The sequence below is a fragment of the Algoriphagus namhaensis genome (assembly GCF_042649705.1).
In the GTDB taxonomy this organism is placed as follows: domain Bacteria; phylum Bacteroidota; class Bacteroidia; order Cytophagales; family Cyclobacteriaceae; genus Algoriphagus; species Algoriphagus namhaensis.
On the sequence record NZ_JBHRZS010000003.1, the window covers coordinates 255,428 to 280,350 of the forward strand.

Genomic DNA, 24,923 nt, shown 5'->3' on the forward strand with positions numbered 1-24,923 from the left:
ACTTCCAACATGGAAAAGAAAATTGCGCTCATCACCGGTGCCACTTCTGGTATTGGTAGGGCTACTGCGATCAAATTGGCACAGATGGGTTTTGACATCATCGCGACTGGACGAAGAGCTGAGCGATTGGGTTTACTTAAAGAAGAACTTCCTGAAAATGTGGATTTTTTGCCCTTAACCTTTGATGTGAGAGATAGAGACAAGGTGATGGAAATTTTAGGAAGCCTGCCAAAAAAATGGTCCAATATCTCAGTATTGGTCAATAATGCCGGAAATGCTCATGGCTTGGACCCGATCCAAACGGGTAGTCTTGATGATTGGGATGCTATGATGGACATCAATGTAAAGGGCCTTCTCTATGTTTCCAAGGTAATAATCCCAGGAATGACGGAGAGAAAATCTGGGATTATTATCAATATTGGCTCTATTGCGGGGAAAGAAGTGTATCCAAACGGAAACGTTTATTGTGGCTCAAAGCATGCAGTGGATGCGATCACAGACGGCATGCGCATCGACCTAAACCCATTTGGAATTAAAGTCATTGGAATCCATCCAGGATTGGTGGAAACGGAGTTTTCGCAGGTTCGATTTAAGGGGGATGAAGAGCGTGCCGAGAAGGTTTACCAAGGATTTGAACCATTACTGGCAGAGGATATTGCAGAGATCATTGAATTTGTGGTGAGTAGACCTCGACACGTAGTGCTTGCAGATATTGTGGTATTACCAACAGCCCAGGCCTCTGCCACATTAGTTAAGAAAAGTGCTACTTCATGAGGGGGCTATTTTTAGTAGTGTTGATTTTATTCTTTGGGTGCTCTGCACCCCAAAAAAGTGATCAAGAAATCTTCTCTGAGCAGCAGCGAAAAGTCTTAAACCCGGTTCCAGAAATTGATCTCGAAGTGCAAGTCCCTGCTTTGGAACATGCACTAATCGATCAGGGATTAGTAAATCTAGAAGAAGTGATCCCCGGGATAAAAGTGGATTTGAAATATTCTACCACAGATAATTTCTTTGGACAAGATGTGTATGGAGATCTTACCCGCGCCTATTTGCAAGCAGAAGTTGCTGAGAGACTTAAAAAGGCTCAAGAACTACTAAAAGAAGTCAGCGAGGATTATACACTCTTGGTTTATGATGGGGTGAGACCAGCATCCGTTCAGCAAATTCTTTGGGATAATCTGGACAAACCAGATAGCGTGAAGCCGCTGTACGTAGCTGATCCCAAAGTTGGAAGCTTGCATAATTTTGGTGTGGCTGTGGATCTGACGATTTATGATTTAGCCGCAGATTCTACTTTGGATATGGGGACTACTTATGATTTTTTTGGCTATGCAGCCTACCCTGATCGAGAAAAGCAGATGCTGCAAGAGGGAGTAATTTCTGCCCATCAAGTAGCTAATCGTCAGATTTTGAGAAAGGTGATGACGGGGGCAGGCTTCACCGGAATTGGCTCAGAATGGTGGCATTTTAATGCATATTCCAGAAAAGAGGCTGGAGATAAATTTGAAATAGTTAACTAGTAAAACATCAATAATTACCCATTATCAACCTTAAACCCTAATTCCATGAAACTTAAGTCCATTCTTTTTGCCTTGCTTTTTGTTTGCGCAAGCATGGTCCATGCCCAGCAATTTCGGGCATTGGTCTATACCAAAACTGCAGGATTCCGTCACCAGTCCATCCCTAATGCCGTTGTCGCTTTGAAAAAGATGGGGGAGAAGCAAGTATTCAGTGTTCATGCTTCCGAAGATCCGAATGTTTTGAAAGAAGAAAACCTGATGAAATATGACGTTTTGATCCTAGTGAGCAGCACTGGGACTATTTTTGATGAGGAAGCTCGAGCAGCACTTCAAAAATTTATTCAAAGCGATAAGGGTATCGTTGGAGTCCATGCTGCGGCTGATTCGGAATATGACTGGCCATGGTACAATCAAATGATGGGCGCCTATTTCCTTGCTCATCCGGCTCAGCAAACTCTTAGACTGGAAGTGGTCGATGACAATCATCCATCCACTTGGCATTTGCCTAAAAACTGGATGTGGACAGACGAACTCTATGAGTACAGAAATATTAATCCAGACTTAAATATTCTTCTCAATGCGGATGAAAGTACCTATAAAGTAGCTAAGGGAAATGGCGAGAATCATCCTATGGCTTGGTACCATGAATTTGAGGGAGGACGGGTATTTTACACCGCTCTGGGTCATGTGGATTCTGCCTGGGAGGATGATGTTTTTCTGAAGCATCTTTACGGTGGGATCTGGTATGCAGCTACTGGGGAACCTTTTAAATAAAATTTTTGCTAGTGAATTACTGATCCGGGAACTTAATCCGCTCAATTCAGTTCAATACTTCTAAAATCACAAGAGAATGTTACAAGCACAGGCAAGACCCGTTCACCTCTATATGGAGGCAAATCCAAATCCAAATTCTTTGAAGTTTGTGGCCAATTTTATGTTAGTGGATGATGGAGTAAGTTTTGACTATCCAGATGCTGCTAGCGCAGAAAATTCGCCCCTTGCTCAGGAATTATTCAATTTTGCTGCTGTCAAGCGTGTTTTCATCACCTCAAACTTCGTGACAGTAACAAAGGATGAAGCAGTGGAATGGGCAGAAATCCAGACGATCATTAGAGATCACATCAAACAGTACCTTGAAGCTGGTAAAGCTGCTGTAAAAGCGAGTTTTGATAAGGATCCTCTGTTCGATGAGTCAGACTCTGAGACTGTAAAGAAAATCAAAGGGATTCTCGATGAGTACATCCGTCCAGCGGTAGAGCAAGATGGTGGAGCTATTGTCTTTCATTCCTTTCAGGATGGTATTGTGAAGGTACTACTTCAGGGTTCATGCTCTGGTTGTCCTTCTAGTACAGTTACTTTGAAAGCAGGGATTGAAAACCTACTGACTCGGATGCTTCCAGAAGTGAAAGAGGTTCAAGCTGAGGGAGTTTAAGCCTGTATGAAGATAAAGGATTGGTTTTGGGCGTTGCTTGGTTTGATCGCTCTGATTATACGTTTTTTTGCCAGTCAATTTCCAGAATCAACCGATAGACTATATTCCAAAGGCCTTTTTCCTTGGATAAGAATAAGTATAGATCAGACGCTAGGAAGATTACCTTTTCCTAGCGTCTATTTTTTTATACTCTCCGTTGTCATGGTTTTGGTTTATTATTTCATTCAGCTTCGGCGGAGGAAATCAGCTCGGAAGAAACTTGGCTACAGTATGCAAGCAGTTTTAAACGGACTGGGGGCGATCATCTTTTTTTTCTTGGTCCTCTGGGGGTTCAATTATCAGCGAACCACTATTCCGAATAGAATGGGTTTTGAATTACTTCCTTTGGAGGAATCCGAAGTAAAATCCGAACTATTCAGAGCTGAACAGCAAGCCACCAAACTTCGACCCCTAATCAAGCAGGATACAGCTGCGATTATTGAGGGCTTGCAGTATGAAGAAGTGGAAAATAGGGTGAGGGAAGAAATGGAACAGCACCTGGGATTGCTTGGGCTCGAGTATTCTGGAAAGCCGAGGACCAAGCTCTTTCCTCCTGAGGGAATGATGCGTAGAGCAGGAGTTCTCGGGATTTATTGGCCATTTACAGGAGAGAGCTACATCGATCCGAGTCTACATCCTTTAGAAAAACCATTTACCATTGCTCACGAAATGGCACATAGTGTGGGGGTGACCAATGAGGGTGAAGCTAACTTTGTAGCTTGGCTGGTGGCCTCGCAAAGCGATTTTGTGAGGCTAAACTATGCTGCCGAGTTGCGTTTGATGATTTATTTGATGCGTGACTTTGCTAGAATGAACCCTGAGGAATATGCGGTTTGGGTTTCTACTTTGGATCGGGGAATAGTGAATGATATTCTATCCATACGTGCGTATGCTGATCGATATCCGCCCATTTCTTTGGAGTTTAGCCGTGCTTCCAATGATATTTTTTTAAAAACCCAAGGAGTCAAGGAGGGTATCAAGAGCTATCAGCAGCTTCCTATGCTGGTTTTTGCTTGGAGAAAAAGCCTTCAAATAGATATTGGTTCAGAGAAAAATGATTGAATCCTTGGTTGTTAGTTTTTAAAAACTAATTTCAAAGGTTAAAAGCATTTTCGTGATTCCAGATTTGTTGGAGCTTGAGGTAATTCACCCTATGGAGATCACAGAGCTAGAGATGAGTAAGCGAGAAAAGAAGAAGTATTACGCAGGAAATTAACTTTTGAGCTTTTTCCGATTTCCTATCCAAACTCCAAGAATTACCGCAGCTATACCGATATAATGACCCAGGAGTAGTGTCTCCCCATCCCAAACTCCCCACAGGATTGCCACGATTGGGATGAGATAAGTCACAGAACTCGCAAAAACCGGAGTAGCTGTTTTTACCAGTTTATTGAAGAAAATCAAGGCAATCGCGGTACCCAAAATTCCTAGTATGGCCACATAGGTCAAAGCCAATAAAGCTCCATCTGCGCTTACCATTTTATAAGAAAACTCAGTTCCAGCCATTAAAAATACAAGTGCAATCGGGAGTACCATCAATAAGGAAATCGCGGTGATTTCCACAGGTTTTAGCTCCACAAAATTGTGTTTGATTAGGTTTAAATTAAACCCATAGCACACACATGCCAAGATTACAAAGAAGGCATAAGCATTGATATCACTGAAATCTCCAAAGGAGCTTCCTTCTTTGACAGAAACTAAAATTGTGACTCCAATAAATGCAATTGCTAATCCCACAGCATTTCTAATCGTGATTTTGGACTGGAAAAAAATGGATCCAATCAGGACCACAAAGAGTGGAGTAAGTGCATTTAGGACCCCTGTAAGCGAACTGCTGAGTTGCGTTTGGGCTTTTGCAAAAAGAAATGCAGGAATGAAACTTCCAACCAAGCCCACAATGATCAGATTTTGAATCTGCTTGGAATTTAACTTTCTGATCCGAGGAAGTGATAGTGGGAGAAGGAAAGTGCCCGCAGCCACAATTCGAAAAGCCCCCAACTCCCCTGGTGAAAAAACCATAAGTCCTCTTTTGATTAAAATGAATGAACTTCCCCAAACTAAGGCCAAGGCAATCAAAAGACCCCAATTTTGGAGCGTATTCTCAGAAGATGTGGAGCTCATTTGTGGTGTTTAAATCTTTGGGGTGACCCCAAAAGAAGTGATTTCAATCAGATTTTGTTTTGGCTTATGGAGAAAGAAATGACTTTAGGCAAACTCGTAACCGTAGAAAACTTCTGCCACTTCATCCAAGATTGCGCACACTTCTTCGTAAGATTCTGTGGTGACCATCCGAGTACGATACGGTTTGAAATTTGGCATACCTCGGAAGTAATTTGTGTAGTGCCTTCGCATTTCAAGGATTCCAAGTTTCTCACCTTTCCATTGTACAGAAAAATCCAGATGCTTTTTGGCTACCGCCAAACGTTCGCCTAGTTCAGGTGCACTGAGTTTTTCACCAGTAGCTAAAAAATGCTTGATTTCGTTGAAGATCCAGGGGTATCCAATCGAAGCACGCCCGATCATCATTCCATCGACGTTGTATTTGTTTTTGTATTCCAGTGCTCGCTCCGGGCTATCGATATCACCATTTCCAAAAACTGGGATATGTAGCCTTGGATTTTCTTTGACTTTATTCAGATAGCTCCAGTCCGCCTCACCTTTATACATTTGTTTTCTGGTACGGGCGTGAATGCTAATTGCTTGTATGCCTACATCTTGAAGTCGCTCGGCTACTTCTACGATTCGGATGGTGTCGTTGTCCCAGCCAAGTCTTGTTTTTACAGTCACGGGTAGATTGACGGCTTTGACAATCTCAGCTGTCATGGAAACCATTTTATCAATGTCCAAGAGGATTCCCGCTCCGGCGCCTTTGCAGGCTACTTTATTTACTGGGCAGCCATAATTGATATCGAGAATGTCTGGCTGGGCTTCTTCCACGATGGCTGCTGCCTCTCGCATGGATTGAATTTCATTCCCAAAAATCTGGATTCCTATAGGCTTTTCGTAGTCAAAAATATCCAGTTTCTGAACACTCTTTGCGGCATCTCGGATAAGTCCTTCCGAGCTGATAAACTCGGTATACATCAAATCTGCCCCATTTTCCTTACAAACCGCACGAAAAGGCGGGTCGCTCACATCCTCCATAGGTGCGAGCAGTAAGGGGTACTCTCCAAGTTCTAGGTTTCCGATCTTTACCACTTCTTCTACTATATTTGTGCAAATTTACTTCATATATGGAGATTTATGAAACCCAGGCTGAAATAGCCAAAACTAAGAATTGGCTCTTGTCTCTGGTGGTGCTCGTGCTGGTTACTTTTGGGGTCTTAGTACTTTTGCAAGGAGTTGCGCTCGCCTTGATTCCCTTGATTTTTGATATTTCTATCGATGGGCTTCTGGGTCTGATGACAGGTGGTGCGACTGACATACCTAATGGCAGAATGGCGCTGTACTTTGTTCAGGGGGTGGGCTCTGGTATCGGTTTTATAGTGGCGGCATGGATTATAATTAAGTTTATCGAAAAAGCTTTTCTGAATCTTCCCCTTCAAGTGAGTCGGTTCAACGCACAGGGGTTTTTGATTGTCTTACTGATCACCCTTGGAGGAATGCTCTTTAATGCCTTTTTGGTTGATCTTAATTCGAAATTGGTCTTGCCCGAGTTTCTATCCGGTCTAGAGCTTTGGATGCGAGAAATGGAAGATCAGCTGATGGAGATGACCAAATTTTTGACGGATTTTCAATCTACCGGGGAATTTATAGTAGGATTAGTGGTGATAGGTTTGCTGGCAGGCATAGGGGAAGAGGTCTTTTTTAGAGGGTTGGTTCAGCCAAAGTTTCATCAATACACGGGATCGGCTCACTGGGGTGTATGGATCACAGCAATTATTTTTTCGGCGATACACGTTCAATTCTATGGATTTCTTCCTAGAATGTTCCTTGGTGCGATGTTTGGATATCTTTACTTGTACTCCGGTTCATTAGTTTATCCGATTATCGCACATATCTTTAATAATGCCTTTACCGTGGTGATGGTCTATTTGGCCAATCAAGGAAAAGTAGATTTTGATTTGGAATCCGCAGATAGCATTTCCTATCCCGTCTCTTTTGCAGGGTTTTTGGTACTATTGGTAGGAATCTATTACTTTAAGAAAACAAATCAATCCCAAAATGGAGAATTGGATCAAGGTCTTTGAGGACGGGCAGCAAGTGAGGGCTGAGATCGTGAAAGGAGTACTCACAGAAAAGGGTTTTGACGCGGTAATTTTAAATAAAAAAGAATCAGTATATCAAGTCTTTGGAACTTACGAGGTTCATGTAAAGCGAGGAGACGTGTTAGCTGCCACCAACCTGATCAAGAATGAGATCTCGTTTTAATATCAATAATTACAGTAACCTCGGACAAAGAGCGATCACGGCCGTAATTGGTGCAATTGTCGTCATTGGCGGGAGCGTTTATTCTGACTGGACCTATTTCTTGATTTTTGCTGCCATTTTGGGATTTTCTCAAATGGAGTTTTACAAATTAACCGGATTGGACGGTATGCTTCCGTTAAAGTCTTTTGGGACTTTTCTTGGACTCTTGATTTTCGGACTCACATTTATGATCCAAAAAGAACACCTAGATCCTAGCTATCTGTTCTTGATTTTCCCAATTACCTCTTTGACCTTTTTTATCAAATTGTATAAGAAAACGGATAAGAAACCATTTACCGGGGTCGCATTTACCTTTTTGGGCCTGTTTTATGTCGCTGTTCCCTTCTCTTTATTGAATCTTGCTGTCTTTTCTGTGGACGAAACGTATCACTACGAAATTTTGATTGGTTCCCTTCTGATTTTATGGGCAAGTGACACAGGAGCATATTTCGCGGGCACGAAGTTTGGGAAGACCAAGCTCTTTGAGCGAGTATCGCCCAAAAAATCATGGGAAGGCTTCCTTGGAGGAGCTTTTGCGGCAATAGGCGTTGCCTTTGTAGTGGCTCGATATTTTCACGTAGTGGAAGACTGGAAGTGGCTCGTGATCGCTGGAATTATAATAATTGCCGGCACGTATGGAGACTTGATCGAGTCTCTATTTAAGCGTTCTATAGAGATCAAAGATTCTGGAAAAGGACTGCCAGGACATGGGGGATTCATGGATAGATTCGATGGACTTCTTCTTTCAGCACCATTTATCACCGCATTTCTGAAAATCTTCTAATTCCATATCAAGTAGAGTGAAAAACTACTTAATATTGCATAGCATTTCACATACTAAATAAACCCAATATGGCTTACATTGAACCGGCTCCCATTAAGGATAAAGAAAATCCTTTGGAGTCAATGATGGAAAGATTCAACATTGCCGCCGAAAAGCTTGGACTCTCAGATGAGGTGTACAATGTCTTGAAAAATCCAGCCAAACAAGTAATCGTTTCTCTGCCAATCACCATGGATAATGGAAAAATCCAGGTATTTGAGGGAATTCGAGTAATTCATTCCAATATTCTCGGTCCAGCAAAAGGTGGGATTCGTTTTGCTCCAGATGTGCACATCGATGAGGTGCGGGCATTGGCTGCATGGATGACTTGGAAGTGTGCCGTGGTAGATATTCCTTATGGTGGTGGTAAAGGCGGTGTAAGATGTAATCCAAGGGAAATGTCTAAAGGTGAGATCGAAAGACTGATGCGTGCCTATACCATGGCAATGATCGATGTGTTTGGTCCAGATAAAGATATCCCAGCTCCAGATATGGGAACTGGTCCTAGAGAAATGGCATGGCTGATGGATGAGTATTCCAAAGCCCATGGTATGACTGTAAACTCCGTGGTGACAGGAAAGCCTTTGGTACTTGGAGGTTCACTTGGCCGAACTGAAGCGACAGGACGCGGTGTGATGGTTTCGGCCCTCGCAGCGATGCAAAAACTTAAAATTAATCCTTTCCAAGCTACTTGCGCGGTACAAGGATTTGGCAATGTGGGTTCTTGGGCAGCCAGGCTTCTCGAAGAAAGAGGATTGAAAATCGTAGCGATTTCAGATATTTCAGGTGCATACCACAATTCAAATGGCATCAATATCATTGAGGCGATCGAATATAGAGAGTCAAATAATGGCACGCTGGAGGGGTATAAGGGAGCGGATAAGCTTCCAGATCCGATGGATCTTTTAGTATTGGATGTGGATGTTTTGGTTCCTGCTGCTGTAGAAGATGTCATTACATCTCACAATGCTCATGACATCAAGGCAAAGTTGATCGTGGAGGGAGCAAATGGTCCTACCTCAGCGAAGGCAGATTCCATCATCAATGAAAAAGGGATTATGGCGGTACCGGATATCCTTGCCAATGCTGGTGGAGTAACTGTGTCTTATTTCGAGTGGGTACAAAATAGACTAGGTTATAAGTGGACTGCAGATCGAGTAAATAGACGCTCTGATCGGATCATGAAGGATGCTTTTGACCATGTCTACAGTGCATCAAAAAAGTACGATGTGCCAATGCGAATAGCGGCTTACATTGTGGCTATTGAAAAAGTGGCCGCAACATATACGTATCGTGGGGGGTATTAATACCTTCTATAAAAACTTTGTTTTATCTTTGAGGCGTGAAGTTTACTTCACGCCTTTTGCTTTAAGACTATGACTATTCACAAAGAGGGGAGATCGCTATTAATTTGGCTAACCATCATACTGGTAGGGCTGAACGGAACGCTGTACTACTTAATCCCCGAATCGACCTCGATTTTGCAGCTGGTACTAGCAGTTAGTATCTTGTTTTTCTTGATCGTCCTTCAATTTTTCAGAAATCCGATTTTCGATTTACCAAATGAAGAAAATGTGATGTATGCCCCAGCTGATGGTAAAGTGGTGGTGATTGAGGAAACAATGGAGGACGAGTACCTCAAGGAAAAGAGGATTCAAGTATCCATCTTTATGTCTCCGATCAATGTTCATGTGAACAGATCCCCACTCAAGGGAGTGGTAGAATATTTCAAATATCATCCAGGTAAATATTTGGTGGCTTGGCATCCGAAATCCAGCACTGAAAATGAACGAACCACTATGGTATTGAAGACCGATTCTGGAGTCAAGGTGCTTGTTCGACAAATCGCTGGGGCACTTGCGCGACGAATCAAATGGTATGTGGATGCAGGATCTACTTTGGACCAGGGGGCGGAGTTCGGCTTTATCAAATTTGGATCTAGAGTAGACTTATTCCTTCCATTGGGTACTGAAATTCTAGTGGAGCTAGACCAGGTGACCAAAGGGGCTAGGACTCCTATTGCGAGATTGAAAAACTAATAAACTTTTTATGTGGCTTTCTTTACTCGATAGAGCCAAAGGCCCAATGCTAAAGAAGTCAAAAATAAAATTAAGGACGCCCACTCAAGTGGGCGTTTTTCTTGCTTTGCGGCGTCTATATCTAATTCTTTTTCTGAAATCACACGTTTTAAGATTTGAACCTGCTCTTCACATCTGAAAGCAATACTTTTGTAATCCTCCTTTTCCTGACCCAGCTCCGCACTTTCAATAGAACTGAGTAATTCCAGTTCTTCCATGATTTGATTGTCTTTGTTAATGATCCGCTGAAGCCAAGAATTGGTTTCGATCATATCTTTTTTGGTGCGATTGCCGAAAATTCCAGATTTCTGATCTTCCGAGTCATTCCACTGATTGATGAGAATCTCACGTTCGGATATTAATTTTTCTAATTTGGCTTGCCCCATACTAGGTGCTAACTGTAGCCCAAAAAAAAGAAGGGATAGTACACTTAATCTTTTCATGTACTATTCCTTCTCAAAGGACATGCCTTTTTATTTCCAGGCTCGAGTCATTTCCTTTTTTCCCGGCGGTCCAGGTTGCTTTTCTACTTGAAATCCTATTTCTGCCAAATCCCGTCTGAGCTGTCCGGTGGCACAATAAGTGGTCAATACAGCTCCAGGTCGCATCATTTGGTAGATTTTTTCAAAAAGGTGCTTTTCCCATAAATCAGGTTGTTTTTTTGGAGCAAAGGCATCATAAAAAACCACATCCATGAGATATAATTGTACGTCCTGTAATGTGGTTTTCTCTTTCTTCATATTGAAGTATTCAGACATGACGGTACCTTCATCCCAAGGTGCTCGATGAAGTTTTTGCAAATAGGGTTTGTAATGAAAAATTCCGCTGTCGATATCTCCATAGTTGAGCTGAGAGTAGATTTCTTCCTCCAAAGGAAAAGGCTCGATCGTGTGATAGAGCATAGGGATTTTATTTTGCTCTGCCCATACCAAGCTTAGCCAGGCGTTTAGGCCAGTTCCAAAACCAACTTCAAATACGCGGATAGGCTTTTTATTGGGGTTTTGCATCAGCCAAGAATCCAAGCCATAGAGCATAAAAACGTGAATAGACTCCTTGAATGCCCCATGGAAACTGTGGTAAGTTTCCTTTAGCTCGTCGTGATAAAGGGAGTGTGACCCATCTTCGGTGGTAATGAGTTTAACTGCCATGATTAGACTTTGTATATCAATGCAACACAATAAGCCGAAACGCCTTCTTCTCTACCTACAAACCCTAGCCGCTCTGTTGTGGTAGCTTTGATGGAAATATCATCTTCTGCCACGTCCATCACCTCACTTAAACAGGCTTTGATAGCAGGAATGTGTGGATTTACCTTTGGTTCTTGAAGACAAACCGTGGTATCAATATTCCCTACTTCATATCCTTCTTCCCGAAGGAGCCGCATCACTTCTTTTAGTAAAATTTTACTATCGATTCCCTTATATTTTGGGTCTTTGTCTGAAAAGTGATAGCCAATATCTCTAATATTGGCTGCGCCCAATAATGCATCACAGATGACATGAATTAAAACATCTGCATCCGAATGACCCACAGCGCCGAGATGATGCTCGAGTTTGATACCGCCTAGCCAGAAGTCGTAGTCTGGCTGCAGTTGGTGGACGTCGTATCCAAATCCTATTCTAAAATTGCTCATGCTTTACTTGATTGATAGTGTAAAACGGAGGCGTTTTCCTCCTTTAATATTTGGTGAGCCCAAGAGATGATACTCTCGGCCTCAATTGATTTCTTTTGCTCAAATTCCTCCCAATACCCCTTAGGATCACCCAAATGAGCATGATAGGCTAAATTCATGGCCCTGTTCAAAAGTTGGATACCTTCGTAGGTCTTCATGGCTTCCCCTTGGTTTTTGATTTTTTGAAGGGAGCGCTGACTGATCTCATTCTTGAAGTAGCTGGATACTAGTGTATCCAATTCTTTTTCTGCCTGAATGGAAGAGATGTTTTCTTCCATTTTACCCGAAAAAACTAATAAGCCTGGATCAACAGACCCTAAAATGTAAGCTCCTGCGGTGGAAAAGTGCCTACCCTTTTTTACCAATTCAACTTGTAAAGGAGATGAATTGCCGAAACCCAACAAATCCGTGATGAGGTCTGCCTCCAAATATCCTTCCTGGCCTCTGGCAGGCATTTTATATGCTTTGTAAAGTGCATCCGTTGGGACTGCCTTTTCAAGGACCTTGTTTTTTTTGGTGGTCTGCAAAGGCTCTTTGATGACTGGAGTTTTTTTGTAGCCATTGGGGCTGATGTTTCCAAACCACTTTTTGACCAGTCTTTCTATTTCGATAGGATATACATCCCCTGCAATCACTAGGATTGCATTGGCAGGAGAATAGTGTTTATGATAGAAAGCTTGAACATCTTCGGCTGTGTAGCCCTCGATATCGCTTAGACTTTGCCCGATTGTAGGCCATCGATAGGGGTGGGTTTCAAAAGCCAAATCCCTCAAATGATGAAAAACATCTCCGTAGGGTTGATTGAGGTAGCGTTGCTTGTATTCTTCAAGGACCACCTTCCTTTGGGTTTCGATCGTCTTTTCGGTTAATGCCAATTGAAACATACGATCTGATTCTAGCCAAAGTGCCGTTTCTACATTCACGGCTGGTAGCGTCACGTAATAATTGGTAATGTCTGGACTGGTAAAAGCATTACACGACCCTCCCACACGTTCGAGTTCTCGATCAAATACAGGAACGTATTTGGACCCACCAAACATTAGATGTTCAAAAAAGTGGGCCAAGCCTGTTTTTCCAGATTGTTCGTGCCGAGAACCCACTTTATATAAAAGGTTCACGGTAGCCATTTTGCTGCTATGGTCCTCATGAATTATGACCTCAAGGCCATTTGGAAGGAAAAGTCTTTCGTATTGAAGCATAAATCAGTGTTGGGAAGCAAAGCTAAGCTTTTTGCTTTTTTCCCGAATAACAAACAATATATAAGGAGTGAATTGTTTCTTTTTGATGCGAAATGTGCCTTTGATGTAAGTGAAAGAAATTTTTTAAGAAAAAATTCGAACTTTGAGACAGTCAAATCCATTGGGTTGCTAAATAAAAACAAATGAAAGTACAAGGCATTGACCTCCGCGATACAAATCAGTTTTCCGCATTCTTTTTAGATTATTTGGAAGGTAAAGAGGTATTGAAACCCTTCTATTCTCATTTGCCAAGGCTAGAGTCTTTCCAAGATGCAATGGCTCAGAAGAACTTTAGTCAAGATAAAAGACGCATTTTACACACCTCGCTCACAGAGCAGTACAAAGGACTAGAGCTAGGAGATGCGGCATCAGCTAATCTTGAGTCATTATTGGAAGGGAATACTTTCACTGTGACCACAGGGCATCAATTAAATCTTTTTACCGGGCCATTGTATTTTGTCTATAAAATTGTGTCCACTATTAATTTGGCCAAAAAGCTAAAGGAGACTTATCCCAAATCGAATTTTGTTCCGATGTATTGGATGGCGAGTGAAGATCATGATTTTGATGAAATCAATTACTTCAAGCTGGACGGAAATAAATACGAATGGAAATCTGATCAAACGGGTGCTGTTGGTGATTTTATATTGGATAAATCCTTCCAAAATTTTTTGAAAGAGGTTTCTTTTGCCGCACCAGTATTTCTAGAGGCGTATAGATCGTCCAAAACACTGGCTGAGGCAGTGAGGAAATATGTTCATTCTCTTTTTGGAGAGCATGGTTTACTTATCGTGGATGGAAATGATGCTGCACTTAAAAGGATTTTCACACCGGTGATTAAAGATGACCTTTTGGATCATCATGCCTTTCAGTGTGCTACCGAGGTTACCGAAAAGTTAGAACACCTAGGGTACAAAGGACAAATTTTCCCAAGAGAAATTAATTTTTTCTACATGGAAAGAGGATGTCGTGAGCGAATTGAGATGGTGGGAGATCGCTACCATGTTTTAAATACCGATATCAGCTTTTCTCGCGAGGAGATTCTTCAAAAAGTGGAAGAGTATCCTGAGGCTTTCAGTCCCAATGTGGTGTTGAGACCGCTCTATCAAGAGATGATACTTCCAAACATCGCTTATTTAGGTGGCCCTGCAGAGGTGATTTATTGGCTGCAATTGAAAGGAGTCTTTGATCATTTTGACGTCCCATTTCCCATGGTTTTACCACGAAACTTTGCTTTGATTCTATCGAAGCCAGCTCTATGGAAAATAGATCAGCTTGGCTGGGAAGTCAAAGAGATTTTTCAGGACAAGGAAGTTTGGAAAAAGGATTATGTAAAAAAGCATGCAGATGTAGACCTCACCTTAGCGGAGGAACGAGCTGAACTATCAAAACTTTATGATCAGGCTGGGTTCGAGGCGCAAAAACTAGAGAAAAGCCTACAATCAGCATTTGAAGCAGGCAAGGTTCGATCCATCAAGATTTTGGATCAAATGGGAAGAAAATTGAGGAAAGCTGAGGAGAGGAGGCATAAAATTACCTTTGATCGAGTTGACTCTCTTGAAGCCTATTTGAAACCTGGAGGTGCTCCCCAGGAGCGAGTAGCGAATATGATGGAGTTTTATCTTTCCAATCCCAACTTGATCGAAGAGCTTTTGGAATCCCTGGATCCATTGGGCTTTAAAATGTGGGTGCTCGAGCTCTGATGAAAAGTAAAAATGAACTTCGGGCAAAGTATAGAGCGCTCAGACGAGAATTAACTGCTGAGCAGGTTGAGTCTGAAAGTCATCAGATCCTTTCAAATTTTATCAACTTTTTTGAATCCCTTGATGGTATTAGTCACGTGCACTTATTTTTACCCATCCAAAAATTAAACGAAGTCAATACCTTTTTAATCTTAGATTTTCTGTGGAGCAGGGAAGTACAGGTCTACACCTCGATTACACAGACCAATAAAAAGGAAATGATTACGGTTCAGTTGCAACCTGGTGAAGAGTTTGATTTAGATGAATGGGGTATTCCAGTTCCTAAACACAACGAGCCTTGTGAAACAGATCAACTGGAGATGGTTTTAATTCCACTTTTATCGGTCGATCTGTTCGGAAATCGGATAGGCTATGGTAAAGGATACTACGATCAGTTTCTAAAAGGCTTGAAACCAAGTGTGATTAAGGTGGGGCTGGGTTTTTTCGAGCCAGAGCCACGAATTTTGGAGGAAAACCATGATGTGGTACTTGATTTTTACATCTGGACTGGAGACATTTTCCAATTCGCAAAACAGGAATAGTCGGCTGAACCCTCGTTTTTAAAAATTTTCATTTTTTTTAAGGGATCAATATAGAATTTTAACCAGATCAGGTAGGAAATTCATTTTTTGGCAGGAAATTCAACTTTTTTTTACCCGGAGCAAAAAAATTAAATATTTTTTTCTGACCAAATGTCGAAATCAATCATTTATTTGGAATAAAGTGTCGATTTAATTTATTTTTTTGAAATAAAAAACTGATAACCTCATGTAAATAAAAATTATATTTTTACAGAATTAAATTCTCGATAGAATAAATTTTTTGATTATTCTAATTTTCATAGATCTTCCCAAATATTGTTTCGGTAATATTGAAAAATCCTCTCATTTGGATAAATAAATTTAATAATAAGGCTATAATCCAAATAATCATCTTCTGAGGCCATTCGGAACAATTTTTAACCGCTGATACTACAAACCACACATAAATTGACTTATAACGAGAAAAATAAAATAATGACCAATTTTTTTACTCAAAAATGTAAATAAAAATATAATTAATATTAACATACCATGTTAAAAAATGTTACAAAGTATATTTTGAAATTCAGTTCAAATAAATTTTCTTTACAGATCAACTAAACTAAATACCTTATGAGAAAAGCTTTACTCTATGTTGTTGCGCTTTTCACCATGACACTCAGTTATGAGGTGTCGGCGCAGCAACGGGTGGTTACCGGTACGGTAATTTCCGAGGAAGATGGACTAGGTTTGCCAGGTGCAACCGTCCTCGTGAAAGGTACAACAGTGGGGACTACCACCGATTTGGATGGTAATTATTCCATTACTGTACCTGCTGGATCAGACGTACTTATTTTCTCTTTTGTTGGTCTTGAGACCGCAGAAGAGGCGATAGGGAATCGATCCGTTATTAATGTCACTCTTATGACTGATGCGTCTCAACTATCCGAAGTGGTAGTAACGGCGATTGGTATTGAGAGAGAAAAGAAGGCGCTGGGCTATGGCGTCACCACAGTTGGTGATGAGCAGCTTGCCAACAGGCCTGAAGGTGATGTAGCTCGAGTGCTACAAGGAAAAGTTCCAGGTGTGAACATTACTTCTACCAATGGTATGTCCGGTTCGGGTACCAACATGGTTATTAGAGGGTATTCTTCCGCTACTGGTTCTAATCAGCCATTGTTCGTAGTGGATGGTGTTCCTTTTAATACGAGTACCAACTCCCAAAATGGATTTACAACAGGTGGTACGACCACATCTTCTCGATTCTTGGATATTGATCCAAACAACATTGAGAGCATGTCGGTATTGAAAGGTCTTTCTGCGACAGTTCTTTACGGTGATCAAGGTAGAAATGGTGTAATTTTGATTACAACCAAGTCTGGCTCATCAAAAAGAAAAGCTGCTGAAGTAACCATTAATCAATCAGTATTTACAAATGAGGCAGCCTCGATTCCAACCTATGGTCAAACATATGGTAATGGTTTCCAGCAGGCGCCAGGTTTGTTCTTCTCTAACTTCGGTCCTAGATTGGATGAAGGAAGAACTATTCCTCATCCATACGCAGTTTCAGGTGTTTCTTACGTAAGAGAGGCATTCCCTCAGTTTTGGGTTGACGGAATTGTAGGTGGGACTCCTGTTGATTATGAATATAAGGCTTATGATGATCCATCAAAAGTTTTCTTCAGAACAGGGTTGATCAGCAATACTTCGGTCCAAATTCAAGGTGGATCTGATAGAACAGGCTATAGCGCTAGCTTTGGCTACACAGATGAAGAAGGTTTTACACCAGGTAACGAATTGAAGAAATATAACTTTGGTTTGGGTGTGAATTCAGCTGTTACTGACAAACTTACGGTTCAGTCTTCATTTACTTTTGCTATTACAGATCTACAATCTCCACCGGTTAACGCAGCATTTGGTTCTGGGGCTAGTGGTGGAATTCCATCTGCTTTTGCAGAGGTACTCTTTACTCCTCGTTCCATTGACCTTGGAGGCCTACCTTTCGAAGATCCGGTTACAAAAAGACCTACTTACTACAGAAATAATAATGGTATTTTGAATCCAAATTGGTTGGTGAAATACTACCAAAATACATCTGATGTACAAAGATTCTTTAATTCAACCTCACTTATCTATGACTTGAATGACAATTTCTCTGTAACATACAGAATCGGTCTTGATACTTACACAGAGACTCAGGAGTCTAAGTATAACAAGGGTCACCTTGGTGGATCTCAGGCAGTACAGTCTGGTCTATACACCACGATTAATATCCAAAATACTATCTGGAATCAGGATTTGATCTTGAACTGGAAGAAGGAGTTTTCTGATAAATTCGGAATGTCTGCATTGTTGGGTGGAAATACTCGATATGATAGTTATGCACAGTCAGGTATTTCATCTCAAGGTCAATTGGCATTTGGACTTTTCCGTCACCAAAACTTTGAAACTTCAGCAAGTAGAAATGCTGTGGGTGGTGGAAACCTTAACTTCACACAAGAAGAAAGAAGAATGGGTATCTATGCCAACGTAACGCTTGATTATGATAACTACCTATTCTTAAATCTTTCTGCGAGAAATGATTGGACTTCTACTGTAGAGCCAGAGAATAGAAGAATTCTATATCCAGGAGCTTCAGTGTCTTTCATTCCAACTACAGCGTTTGATTGGAATTCCAATACATTGAATGATTTGAAACTGAGATTTGCATATGGTACATCTGCAGGTTTCCCAAGACCATACAGAACTAGAAACGTACTAGCACAAACTTCACGTGCATTTGACGTTGATGGAACAGTGACTCAGACTCACGCAGTGGCAAACACATTGGGTAATCCTAATTTGAGACCTGAGCTTCAGCAAGAAGTTGAATTTGGAGCTGAGGCTGTAATGTTCAATAACAAATTGAAGTTTGACCTATCTCTTTATGAGAGAAGTACAAGAGATTTGATTACTCAGTCTCCAATTGATCCTGCAACTGGATTTACTTCTACAGCGATCAACGTTGGTAAAATTAGAACTAGAGGTATCGAATTCCAGGCTACTGTAACTCCTGTATCTACTCCTTCTGGATTCACATGGAATTCTACTGTGAACTGGGGACTCTACAGATCTGTGACTATGGAGCTAGGAGCTGGCCTTGATCAAATTGTTGTGGCTGGATTTACTAACCTTGGAAACTTCGCAGTACCAGGTGAGCCATTCAACGTAATCAAAGGAATTGGTTTTGAGCGGGACGAGCAAACTGGTGAGCCAATTGTACTTGCGAATGGTCTTTATAAGCCATCTGCAGATCTTGTGACTCTAGGTGATCCTAACCCAGCTTGGAACGGATCTTGGATTAACTCTTTCAGCTGGAAAGGTTTCACTTTGAATGCAATGATGGAGTACAGACACAAAGGTGCAGTGTTCTCTAATACTGTAACGGCAACACTAGCTAGAGGTGTAACAAAAGACCCTGTTGTTGATAGAGAACTTACTTTCATCATGCCAGGTATAAAGGAGGATGGAACGCCAAATGATATTCAGATCACGGCTTCTAACTACTTCTTCGCTGGTTACCAAGGTGCTACGGATGAGCCTAACGTATTTGATGGTTCTATGGTTCGTCTTAGAGAGCTTTCTTTGGGATATGAAATACCAATGAACTTGATGGCAAAAACTCCATTTAAGAGAGCTTCTGTTGCGGTGAGTGGCACCAATCTTTGGTTTGTAGCATTGAACTTCCCTCCAAACATGAACTATGACGTAGACGTGTTGGGTACAGGTGTAGGTAACGGTCTTGGTTTCGACTTTGTGACTGGCCCTAGCTCAAGAAGATTCGGTGGAACGATTACTCTTACATTCTAATCTCCAAAACTGAAGAAAAATGAAAAGAAAAATATATAGCCTCATGATTGCTGCAAGTATGATGTTCGCAGCGTCATGTGACCTAGACTTACAGGAAGATCCGAACGCAGTTAACGCGAGTACTGCCAATCCGGATTTCCTATTGAACAGCATCCAGTTGGGTTACCAAGGTGTATTTAATACAATTGGTGATGATGGAATGCGATTGACAAGAATGATCAATCAGGGAAGTGCTCAGTACGAAGGAGCTTATACTCCAACTACCACTAACGCGTATTGGTCAAATGCTTATGCAGGTATTCTTGCTGATGTTGAATTTCTTCTGCCTCTTGCTGAAGAATCAAATCTTCAAAGACACATGGGTATCGCAAAGACCATTAAAGCAATGGTTCTTTTCCACTTAGTGGATTCATATGGTGATGTTCCATTTAGAGAAGCATTAGACGCAAGTAATTTCTTCCCTAATGTTGATCCTGGAGCTCAGGTTTATGCTGATGCTTTGGCTCTTTTGAACGAAGCTGAAGGGCACTTCACTGCAACTGGATCATCAGGTTCGCCAAACGATTATTTCTACGGCAGAAACTATAACAAGTGGGTAAGATTGGTGAATACCTTGAAATTGAGATATTACCTTAACACACGATTGGTTAATCCAGGTGAGTCCACGTCGGGCATCAATGCTCTGATTGCGGGTAATAACCTTCTTAGAAAAGGTGATGACTTTGTTTTCCAGTTCGGTACTACTAGTGCGGATCCAGATTCTCGTCATCCAAGATTTACTGGAACTTATATCAGTGGTGGTGGTGATTACCAGTCTACTTACTACATGTGGCATCTGACAGAAGCTAAAGGCTTTGATGACCCAAGAGTAAGATACTACATGTATCGTCAGACTTTGGTAAACAGTACTGATCCAGATGAGATTGAGTGTATCGGTTCATTCCCTCCTTCCCATTACCTATCGGCCGGATTTATTTTCTGTCTACCAGGTGAAAGAGGATATTGGGGTAGAGATCACTTGAATCCAGATGGTATCCCACCAGATGGTCTTCGAAGAACTGTATGGGGTGTTTATCCTGCCGGTGGTCGATTCGACAATGATTCAGCGGCTCCAGTGAATGATATTACGCTTGGTGCGCAAGGTGCAGGTATCCACCCAATTATGTTAGCATCTTATGTGGACTTTATGCTTGCCGAAGCGGCTCTTTTCCTAGGAACTACTGGTGATCCTGCAGCTTATCTTGAGGCAGGTATTCAGAAGAGTATGGATTATGTTCGTGATTTCTCTACCTCTACTCCTGAGGCTTCAGCAATCAGAGCATTTACTGCAAATGATGCATACGCTCAGCAGGTGGGAAACTACATATCTTATGTTAATGCTGAGTATGCAGCAGCGTCGTCAAATACTGATCGGATGAGAATCATCGGTAGAGAATATTGGCTAGCGCTTTACGGAAATGGTGTGGAAGCCTTTAACCTTTACAGAAGAACAGGCCAGCCTGATAATATGCAGCCAGGTCTTCAGCCAAGTTTCGGTGACTTCCCACGTTCATTCTTCTATCCATTGGTTTATCTGACTACTAATAACAATGCTGTTCAAAAGTCAGATCAAAAGGTACAGGTGTTCTGGGATAATAATCCTGCAGGCAACGCTTGGGTTTACTAATAAAAAAATAGAGAAAATATGAAAATGTTTAAATATACATTTGGTTTAGTGGTTGGAGCACTTGTGTTCCTAAGCTCATGCAGAGACTTTGTCGAGCCGAATATTCCGTATACTGAATTCGATACTGCGGCATACTTGAGAACCATAGAAAGAACCAGTACCTCGTTCAACTTCTTCAACTTGGCGAATTCTAATTTTGCCCTTACTCTTGAAGCAGTGGATGCAGAGGATGGTGCAACTGTTGAAACAGTAGAAATCCGGGTGAGACATCGACGCTTAATTCCTGGAGTTGGATTAGAGTATAGTCCAGCATTGTCAACTGATGATGTTTTGATTCGTACTCTACAAGCATCTGACTTCGCTCCAAATAGTGATTCCAGATTCTTAAGAACCTCATTCACTATTCCTGCTTCGGAAGCTATTCAGGCTGTTGGATTGACTCCTGCAGATATTGAAGGTGGAGATGCCTTCGAATTCAGATTGGTATTGAATGACAAGTTTGGAAGATCGTTTACAAATACGAATGCTGATGCAAACGTAACTGGTAGCCCATTTTACGCTTCACCGTTCTTCTACAACGTATCAGTGGTTTGTCCTTCAGACTTAGGAGGTACTTACGAGTTCACAGCTACTAACATGGATTCTATTTATGGAAGTTGTGATGGAACTATCTCAGGAACATCGACTTGGTCGCCAGTTTCAGGTAGACCAGGTGTTTACCGTGTTACGGATGGTACATTCGGCTTCTGGGATTGCTACGGTGATTCCTGGGGCAATGGTGATGTAAGAATCAATGATGCTTGTGGTAAGTTGACAATGACAGGTGCTGATAAATATGGAGCTTCCTATTCAATGACTGTACTTAGCAGTAGTGCTGAGGAGTTAGTATTTACCTGGTTAAACTCTGACGGTGAAACAGGTGAGGTTACTATCAAAGCACAAAGCGGTAAGCCTTTGCCAATATTGAATTAACAGTATTGAACTTTAATATTAAGCGGTGTTCATTGGACACCGCTTTTTTTATTTTCCAAATCATTAATATTTGCTAAAGCAAATATGCAATTTTTTAAAGCGAGTTATTCCACTTAGATTTGTTTTTGTCAAAAGCAAACCATGGATAAATTTTCATATATCGCTAACGCTCACGTGTCCTACATCGATGAGCTGTACACTTCTTACAAATCTGACCCAAGCTCAATCGACGAAAGCTGGAAGGAATTCTTTGATGGATTCGATTTTGCATTAAAGAATTATGGGGATGAAAATGGGGAAATCCCAACACCCTCAACAGGTACCACTGCAAAAAATGGTGCTTTGGCTACTCCTGGGACCATCATGGATATGGAGGAGCTTCCCAAAGAAATAAAGGTACGCGCTCTCATCCACGCTTACCGATCCAGAGCACATTTGAGATCCAAGACCAATCCTGTTCGAGAGCGCAGGGATCGTAAAGCCCTTATTGATCCAGAGGATTTTGGCTTGGGTAAGTCGGATATGAATACCGAGTTTCAGGCTGGTGAAGAAATCGGAATAGGTAAGGCGAAGCTTTCTGTAATTCTTGAGTCCCTAAATAAAATCTACATCGGGGCCATGGGTTTCGAATATTTGTATATCCGGGACCCAGAAATGCTGGATTGGTTCAAAACAAAGGTGGAGAAGGAAGCATTGACTTTCAATCCTGCTGCTGAAGAAAAAAAGCGAATCCTGTTTAAACTCAATCAGGCTGTTGTTTTTGAAAACTTCCTGCATACAAAATATCTTGGGCAGAAGCGATTCTCCCTCGAGGGTGGAGAAAGCACAATTCCATTTTTGGATGCGCTGATAAATAGAGGGACAGAATTGGGAGTAAATGAAGTCATGATCGGAATGGCCCATCGTGGTCGTCTGAATGTCCTGGCAAATATCATGGGTAAGACCTATGAGCAAATTTTCTCGGAGTTTGAGGGTACGGCAAAGCCGGATCTCACTATGGGTGATGGGGATGTGAAATACCATATGGGATACTCAAGTGATATCGTTACTCCTGAAGGAGGTAAAGTCCACCTGAAACTAGCGCCAAATCCATCCCACTTGGAAGCGGTAAATCCAGTAGTCGAAGGCTTTTTGAGAGCTAAAATCGATTCCGAATATGGGAATGACCAAAAGAAGGTAATGCCTATTTTGATTCATGGGGATGCTGCCGTTGCTGGTCAGGGTATCGTATATGAGGTCACTCAAATGGCCGGTCTTAAAGGATATAACACTGGCGGAACAATCCACTTTGTGATCAATAATCAGGTAGGTTTTACGACGGATTTTGATGATGCTAGATCCTCGATCTACTGTACAGATGTAGCAAAAATTATTGATGCTCCAGTGATCCACGTCAATGGGGATGATGCAGAGGCTGTTGTGTTTGCAGCAAAATTAGCTGCAGAATTTAGACAAAAATTCAATAAAGACATCTTTGTTGATATGGTCTGCTATAGACGCCATGGTCACAACGAGTCTGACGAACCTAAGTTCACTCAGCCTGAACTTTATAACATCATCTCCAAGCATCCCAATCCAAGAGAGATTTATGTGAAGCGCCTGACTGAGCGTGGTGATTTAGATAAAAAAATCGCTACCCAAATGGATAAAGAATTCAGACAGCTCCTACAGGATCGTTTGAATTTAGTAAAAGAAAAACCTCTTCCTTATCAAGCGACTCGCTTTGAGGAGGAATGGGCAAATTTGAGACGATCCAAGCCAGAGGATTTTGATCAATCTCCTGAAACTGGAATGGATGCTAAAGCTATCGAGATTGTAGCCAAAGCCCTTACAACTCTTCCGAAAGGTTTCAAGCCGATCAAGCAGATCGAAGTGCAGATGAAGCAGCGGAAGGATATGTTTTTTCAGTCTAAAACATTGAACTGGGCGGCAGCTGAGCTTTTGGCATATGGATCCCTTTTGCTAGAAGGAAAGACTGTGAGACTTACAGGGCAGGACTGCCAGCGTGGCACATTCTCTCACAGACACGCTGTACTCCATGATGCTAATACCAATGAGCCATACAATTCATTGAGAGAAATGAAAGAGAGAAAGGGGAATTTCTCCATTTACAATTCTCTTCTTTCAGAATATGCTGTTTTGGGATTTGAATATGGCTACGGCATGGCAAATCCAAACTCTCTTACTATTTGGGAAGCGCAGTTTGGAGATTTCGCCAACGGGGCGCAGACTATGATTGACCAATTTATTTCCTCAGGGGAATCAAAGTGGCAAAAAATGAATGGTCTAGTGATGCTTTTGCCTCACGGATATGAGGGGCAAGGTCCAGAGCACTCGAATGCTAGACCCGAGCGTTTTCTACAGCTTTCTGCGGAATACAATATGGTAGTAGCGAATGTCACTACTCCAGCAAACTTCTTTCACATGCTTAGAAGACAGCTGACTTGGGAATTCAGAAAGCCTTGTGTAGTTATGTCTCCAAAATCACTGTTGAGACATCCAAAAGTCATGTCACCGATTGAAGAATTTACTTCAGGTAGTTTCCAGGAGGTAATCGATGATCAGAATGTGGTTAAGAAGAATGTAAAAAGAGTCATCCTTTGCACAGGAAAAATCTATTATGATCTTGAAGAAGCACGCGAAAAGGACAAAATCAAGGATGTTGCTATCGTAAGGATTGAGCAATTACATCCACTTCCTAAAAAGCAACTCAACAAAGTATTGGACACTTATAAAAATGCTGAATTGGTTTGGGTTCAAGAAGAGCCAGAGAATATGGGAGCTTGGAGCTACATGCTCCGAATGTTGTATAAAGAATTACCAATGGAAGTAATCGCTAGAAAGATGAGTGCTTCGCCAGCAACTGGCTACAATAAAGTCCACGTCGAAGAGCAGAAGTCAATAATTCAGAGAGCATTGTCCACAAAAAAATAATTAACAAAACTCACTAACCTTTTTTGT

General features: G+C 41.6%; 22 protein-coding genes. 16 read left to right on the top strand and 6 right to left on the bottom strand.

Features of this window, described 5'->3' with window-relative positions:
• Nucleotides 1-9: 9 nt before the first annotated feature.
• The 5 genes from ACFOSV_RS02795 (at nucleotide 10) to ACFOSV_RS02815 (ending at nucleotide 4,053) form a co-directional block, all read left to right on the top strand.
• Nucleotides 10-774, top strand: coding sequence for an SDR family NAD(P)-dependent oxidoreductase (locus tag ACFOSV_RS02795; protein WP_377903171.1), 765 nt, complete (start codon nucleotides 10-12; stop codon nucleotides 772-774).
• Nucleotides 771-1,520, top strand: coding sequence for a M15 family metallopeptidase (locus ACFOSV_RS02800; RefSeq protein WP_377903173.1), 750 nt, complete (start codon nucleotides 771-773; stop codon nucleotides 1,518-1,520). Before ACFOSV_RS02795 ends, ACFOSV_RS02800 begins: the two co-directional genes overlap by 4 nt.
• A gap of 45 nt (nucleotides 1,521-1,565) precedes the next feature.
• Nucleotides 1,566-2,294: a ThuA domain-containing protein gene (locus ACFOSV_RS02805; protein WP_377903175.1), complete on the top strand. Its 729-nt coding sequence runs from the start codon at nucleotides 1,566-1,568 to the stop codon at nucleotides 2,292-2,294.
• Between the two features lie 76 nt (nucleotides 2,295-2,370).
• On the top strand, nucleotides 2,371-2,952 hold the full coding sequence (locus tag ACFOSV_RS02810; RefSeq protein WP_377903177.1) for a NifU family protein: 582 nt from the start codon (nucleotides 2,371-2,373) through the stop codon (nucleotides 2,950-2,952).
• Nucleotides 2,953-2,958: 6 nt separating this feature from the next.
• Complete coding sequence (locus ACFOSV_RS02815) at nucleotides 2,959-4,053, top strand: DUF3810 domain-containing protein (protein ID WP_377903179.1); 1,095 nt, start codon at nucleotides 2,959-2,961, stop codon at nucleotides 4,051-4,053.
• Between the two features lie 150 nt (nucleotides 4,054-4,203).
• Here the strand turns inward: ACFOSV_RS02815 and ACFOSV_RS02820 are convergent, their stop codons facing one another.
• Both ACFOSV_RS02820 and dusB read right to left on the bottom strand, forming a co-directional pair.
• Nucleotides 4,204-5,112: a DMT family transporter gene (locus ACFOSV_RS02820; RefSeq protein WP_377903181.1), complete on the bottom strand. Its 909-nt coding sequence runs from the start codon at nucleotides 5,110-5,112 to the stop codon at nucleotides 4,204-4,206.
• 84 nt (nucleotides 5,113-5,196) lie between these two features.
• A complete protein-coding gene (dusB, locus tag ACFOSV_RS02825) occupies nucleotides 5,197-6,189 on the bottom strand; it encodes a tRNA dihydrouridine synthase DusB (RefSeq protein WP_377903183.1) in 993 nt (330 codons plus the stop codon).
• Nucleotides 6,190-6,224: 35 nt separating this feature from the next.
• Between dusB and ACFOSV_RS02830 the strand changes: the two genes are divergently transcribed.
• The 5 genes from ACFOSV_RS02830 (at nucleotide 6,225) to ACFOSV_RS02850 (ending at nucleotide 10,263) form a co-directional block, all read left to right on the top strand.
• Nucleotides 6,225-7,181 (top strand): CPBP family intramembrane glutamic endopeptidase, encoded by a 957-nt coding sequence (locus ACFOSV_RS02830; RefSeq protein ID WP_377903185.1) that lies wholly within the window; start codon nucleotides 6,225-6,227, stop codon nucleotides 7,179-7,181.
• Complete coding sequence (locus ACFOSV_RS02835) at nucleotides 7,156-7,362, top strand: putative signal transducing protein (RefSeq protein WP_377903187.1); 207 nt, start codon at nucleotides 7,156-7,158, stop codon at nucleotides 7,360-7,362. Before ACFOSV_RS02830 ends, ACFOSV_RS02835 begins: the two co-directional genes overlap by 26 nt.
• Nucleotides 7,346-8,185: a phosphatidate cytidylyltransferase gene (locus ACFOSV_RS02840; protein ID WP_377903189.1), complete on the top strand. Its 840-nt coding sequence runs from the start codon at nucleotides 7,346-7,348 to the stop codon at nucleotides 8,183-8,185. The genes ACFOSV_RS02835 and ACFOSV_RS02840 overlap by 17 nt, the downstream gene beginning before the upstream one ends.
• Before the next feature lie 68 nt (nucleotides 8,186-8,253).
• Complete coding sequence (locus ACFOSV_RS02845; RefSeq protein WP_377903191.1) at nucleotides 8,254-9,531, top strand: Glu/Leu/Phe/Val family dehydrogenase; 1,278 nt, start codon at nucleotides 8,254-8,256, stop codon at nucleotides 9,529-9,531.
• A gap of 69 nt (nucleotides 9,532-9,600) precedes the next feature.
• On the top strand, nucleotides 9,601-10,263 hold the full coding sequence (locus ACFOSV_RS02850) for a phosphatidylserine decarboxylase family protein (RefSeq protein WP_377903193.1): 663 nt from the start codon (nucleotides 9,601-9,603) through the stop codon (nucleotides 10,261-10,263).
• Between the two features lie 8 nt (nucleotides 10,264-10,271).
• Here the strand turns inward: ACFOSV_RS02850 and ACFOSV_RS02855 are convergent, their stop codons facing one another.
• From ACFOSV_RS02855 to ACFOSV_RS02870, 4 genes are read right to left on the bottom strand one after another with little or no spacing between them, the layout of a single operon-like run.
• The gene (locus ACFOSV_RS02855; RefSeq protein ID WP_377903195.1) at nucleotides 10,272-10,745 is read right to left on the bottom strand and encodes a Clp protease ClpB; all 474 of its coding nucleotides are present in this window, start codon (nucleotides 10,743-10,745) and stop codon (nucleotides 10,272-10,274) included.
• Between the two features lie 30 nt (nucleotides 10,746-10,775).
• Entirely contained in the window at nucleotides 10,776-11,450 is a 675-nt protein-coding gene (mnmD, locus tag ACFOSV_RS02860) for a tRNA (5-methylaminomethyl-2-thiouridine)(34)-methyltransferase MnmD (RefSeq protein WP_377903197.1), read from the bottom strand.
• 2 nt (nucleotides 11,451-11,452) lie between these two features.
• Complete coding sequence (gene ispF, locus ACFOSV_RS02865; protein WP_377903199.1) at nucleotides 11,453-11,935, bottom strand: 2-C-methyl-D-erythritol 2,4-cyclodiphosphate synthase; 483 nt, start codon at nucleotides 11,933-11,935, stop codon at nucleotides 11,453-11,455.
• Nucleotides 11,932-13,173, bottom strand: a complete 1,242-nt coding sequence (locus tag ACFOSV_RS02870) for a M16 family metallopeptidase (protein ID WP_377903201.1) — start codon at nucleotides 13,171-13,173, stop codon at nucleotides 11,932-11,934. The genes ispF and ACFOSV_RS02870 overlap by 4 nt, the downstream gene beginning before the upstream one ends.
• A 182-nt stretch (nucleotides 13,174-13,355) precedes the next feature.
• Here ACFOSV_RS02870 and bshC point away from each other — a divergent pair, with 182 nt between their 5' ends.
• The 6 genes from bshC to ACFOSV_RS02900 all read left to right on the top strand — a co-directional run bounded on the left by bshC (nucleotide 13,356) and on the right by ACFOSV_RS02900 (nucleotide 24,896).
• Nucleotides 13,356-14,915 (top strand): bacillithiol biosynthesis cysteine-adding enzyme BshC, encoded by a 1,560-nt coding sequence (bshC, locus tag ACFOSV_RS02875; RefSeq protein ID WP_377903203.1) that lies wholly within the window; start codon nucleotides 13,356-13,358, stop codon nucleotides 14,913-14,915.
• Nucleotides 14,915-15,496 carry a 5-formyltetrahydrofolate cyclo-ligase gene (locus ACFOSV_RS02880; protein WP_377903205.1) on the top strand — a complete coding sequence of 194 codons (582 nt, stop codon included), beginning with the start codon at nucleotides 14,915-14,917 and terminating at the stop codon, nucleotides 15,494-15,496. The genes bshC and ACFOSV_RS02880 overlap by 1 nt, the downstream gene beginning before the upstream one ends.
• 612 nt (nucleotides 15,497-16,108) lie before the next feature.
• Complete coding sequence (locus tag ACFOSV_RS02885) at nucleotides 16,109-19,324, top strand: SusC/RagA family TonB-linked outer membrane protein (protein ID WP_377903207.1); 3,216 nt, start codon at nucleotides 16,109-16,111, stop codon at nucleotides 19,322-19,324.
• A gap of 19 nt (nucleotides 19,325-19,343) precedes the next feature.
• On the top strand, nucleotides 19,344-20,990 hold the full coding sequence (locus ACFOSV_RS02890) for a SusD/RagB family nutrient-binding outer membrane lipoprotein (RefSeq protein WP_377903209.1): 1,647 nt from the start codon (nucleotides 19,344-19,346) through the stop codon (nucleotides 20,988-20,990).
• Nucleotides 20,991-21,008: 18 nt separating this feature from the next.
• Nucleotides 21,009-21,962 carry a hypothetical protein gene (locus tag ACFOSV_RS02895; RefSeq protein WP_377903211.1) on the top strand — a complete coding sequence of 318 codons (954 nt, stop codon included), beginning with the start codon at nucleotides 21,009-21,011 and terminating at the stop codon, nucleotides 21,960-21,962.
• A gap of 141 nt (nucleotides 21,963-22,103) precedes the next feature.
• The gene (locus ACFOSV_RS02900) at nucleotides 22,104-24,896 is read left to right on the top strand and encodes a 2-oxoglutarate dehydrogenase E1 component (protein WP_377903213.1); all 2,793 of its coding nucleotides are present in this window, start codon (nucleotides 22,104-22,106) and stop codon (nucleotides 24,894-24,896) included.
• Nucleotides 24,897-24,923: the final 27 nt, after the last annotated feature.

Coding starts and splice junctions, on each gene's coding strand:
- ACFOSV_RS02850 (WP_377903193.1), top strand. CDS start 9,601: ATGACTATTCACAAAGAGGGGAGATCGCTATTAATTTGGCTAACCATC.
- ispF (WP_377903199.1), bottom strand. CDS start 11,935: ATGAGCAATTTTAGAATAGGATTTGGATACGACGTCCACCAACTGCAG.
- ACFOSV_RS02840 (WP_377903189.1), top strand. CDS start 7,346: ATGAGATCTCGTTTTAATATCAATAATTACAGTAACCTCGGACAAAGA.
- ACFOSV_RS02795 (WP_377903171.1), top strand. CDS start 10: ATGGAAAAGAAAATTGCGCTCATCACCGGTGCCACTTCTGGTATTGGT.
- ACFOSV_RS02820 (WP_377903181.1), bottom strand. CDS start 5,112: ATGAGCTCCACATCTTCTGAGAATACGCTCCAAAATTGGGGTCTTTTG.
- ACFOSV_RS02885 (WP_377903207.1), top strand. CDS start 16,109: ATGAGAAAAGCTTTACTCTATGTTGTTGCGCTTTTCACCATGACACTC.
- bshC (WP_377903203.1), top strand. CDS start 13,356: ATGAAAGTACAAGGCATTGACCTCCGCGATACAAATCAGTTTTCCGCA.
- ACFOSV_RS02890 (WP_377903209.1), top strand. CDS start 19,344: ATGAAAAGAAAAATATATAGCCTCATGATTGCTGCAAGTATGATGTTC.
- ACFOSV_RS02870 (WP_377903201.1), bottom strand. CDS start 13,173: ATGCTTCAATACGAAAGACTTTTCCTTCCAAATGGCCTTGAGGTCATA.
- ACFOSV_RS02830 (WP_377903185.1), top strand. CDS start 6,225: ATGGAGATTTATGAAACCCAGGCTGAAATAGCCAAAACTAAGAATTGG.
- ACFOSV_RS02805 (WP_377903175.1), top strand. CDS start 1,566: ATGAAACTTAAGTCCATTCTTTTTGCCTTGCTTTTTGTTTGCGCAAGC.
- mnmD (WP_377903197.1), bottom strand. CDS start 11,450: ATGGCAGTTAAACTCATTACCACCGAAGATGGGTCACACTCCCTTTAT.
- ACFOSV_RS02815 (WP_377903179.1), top strand. CDS start 2,959: ATGAAGATAAAGGATTGGTTTTGGGCGTTGCTTGGTTTGATCGCTCTG.
- ACFOSV_RS02855 (WP_377903195.1), bottom strand. CDS start 10,745: ATGAAAAGATTAAGTGTACTATCCCTTCTTTTTTTTGGGCTACAGTTA.
- ACFOSV_RS02900 (WP_377903213.1), top strand. CDS start 22,104: ATGGATAAATTTTCATATATCGCTAACGCTCACGTGTCCTACATCGAT.
- ACFOSV_RS02880 (WP_377903205.1), top strand. CDS start 14,915: ATGAAAAGTAAAAATGAACTTCGGGCAAAGTATAGAGCGCTCAGACGA.
- ACFOSV_RS02835 (WP_377903187.1), top strand. CDS start 7,156: ATGGAGAATTGGATCAAGGTCTTTGAGGACGGGCAGCAAGTGAGGGCT.
- ACFOSV_RS02810 (WP_377903177.1), top strand. CDS start 2,371: ATGTTACAAGCACAGGCAAGACCCGTTCACCTCTATATGGAGGCAAAT.
- ACFOSV_RS02895 (WP_377903211.1), top strand. CDS start 21,009: ATGAAAATGTTTAAATATACATTTGGTTTAGTGGTTGGAGCACTTGTG.
- ACFOSV_RS02800 (WP_377903173.1), top strand. CDS start 771: ATGAGGGGGCTATTTTTAGTAGTGTTGATTTTATTCTTTGGGTGCTCT.
- ACFOSV_RS02845 (WP_377903191.1), top strand. CDS start 8,254: ATGGCTTACATTGAACCGGCTCCCATTAAGGATAAAGAAAATCCTTTG.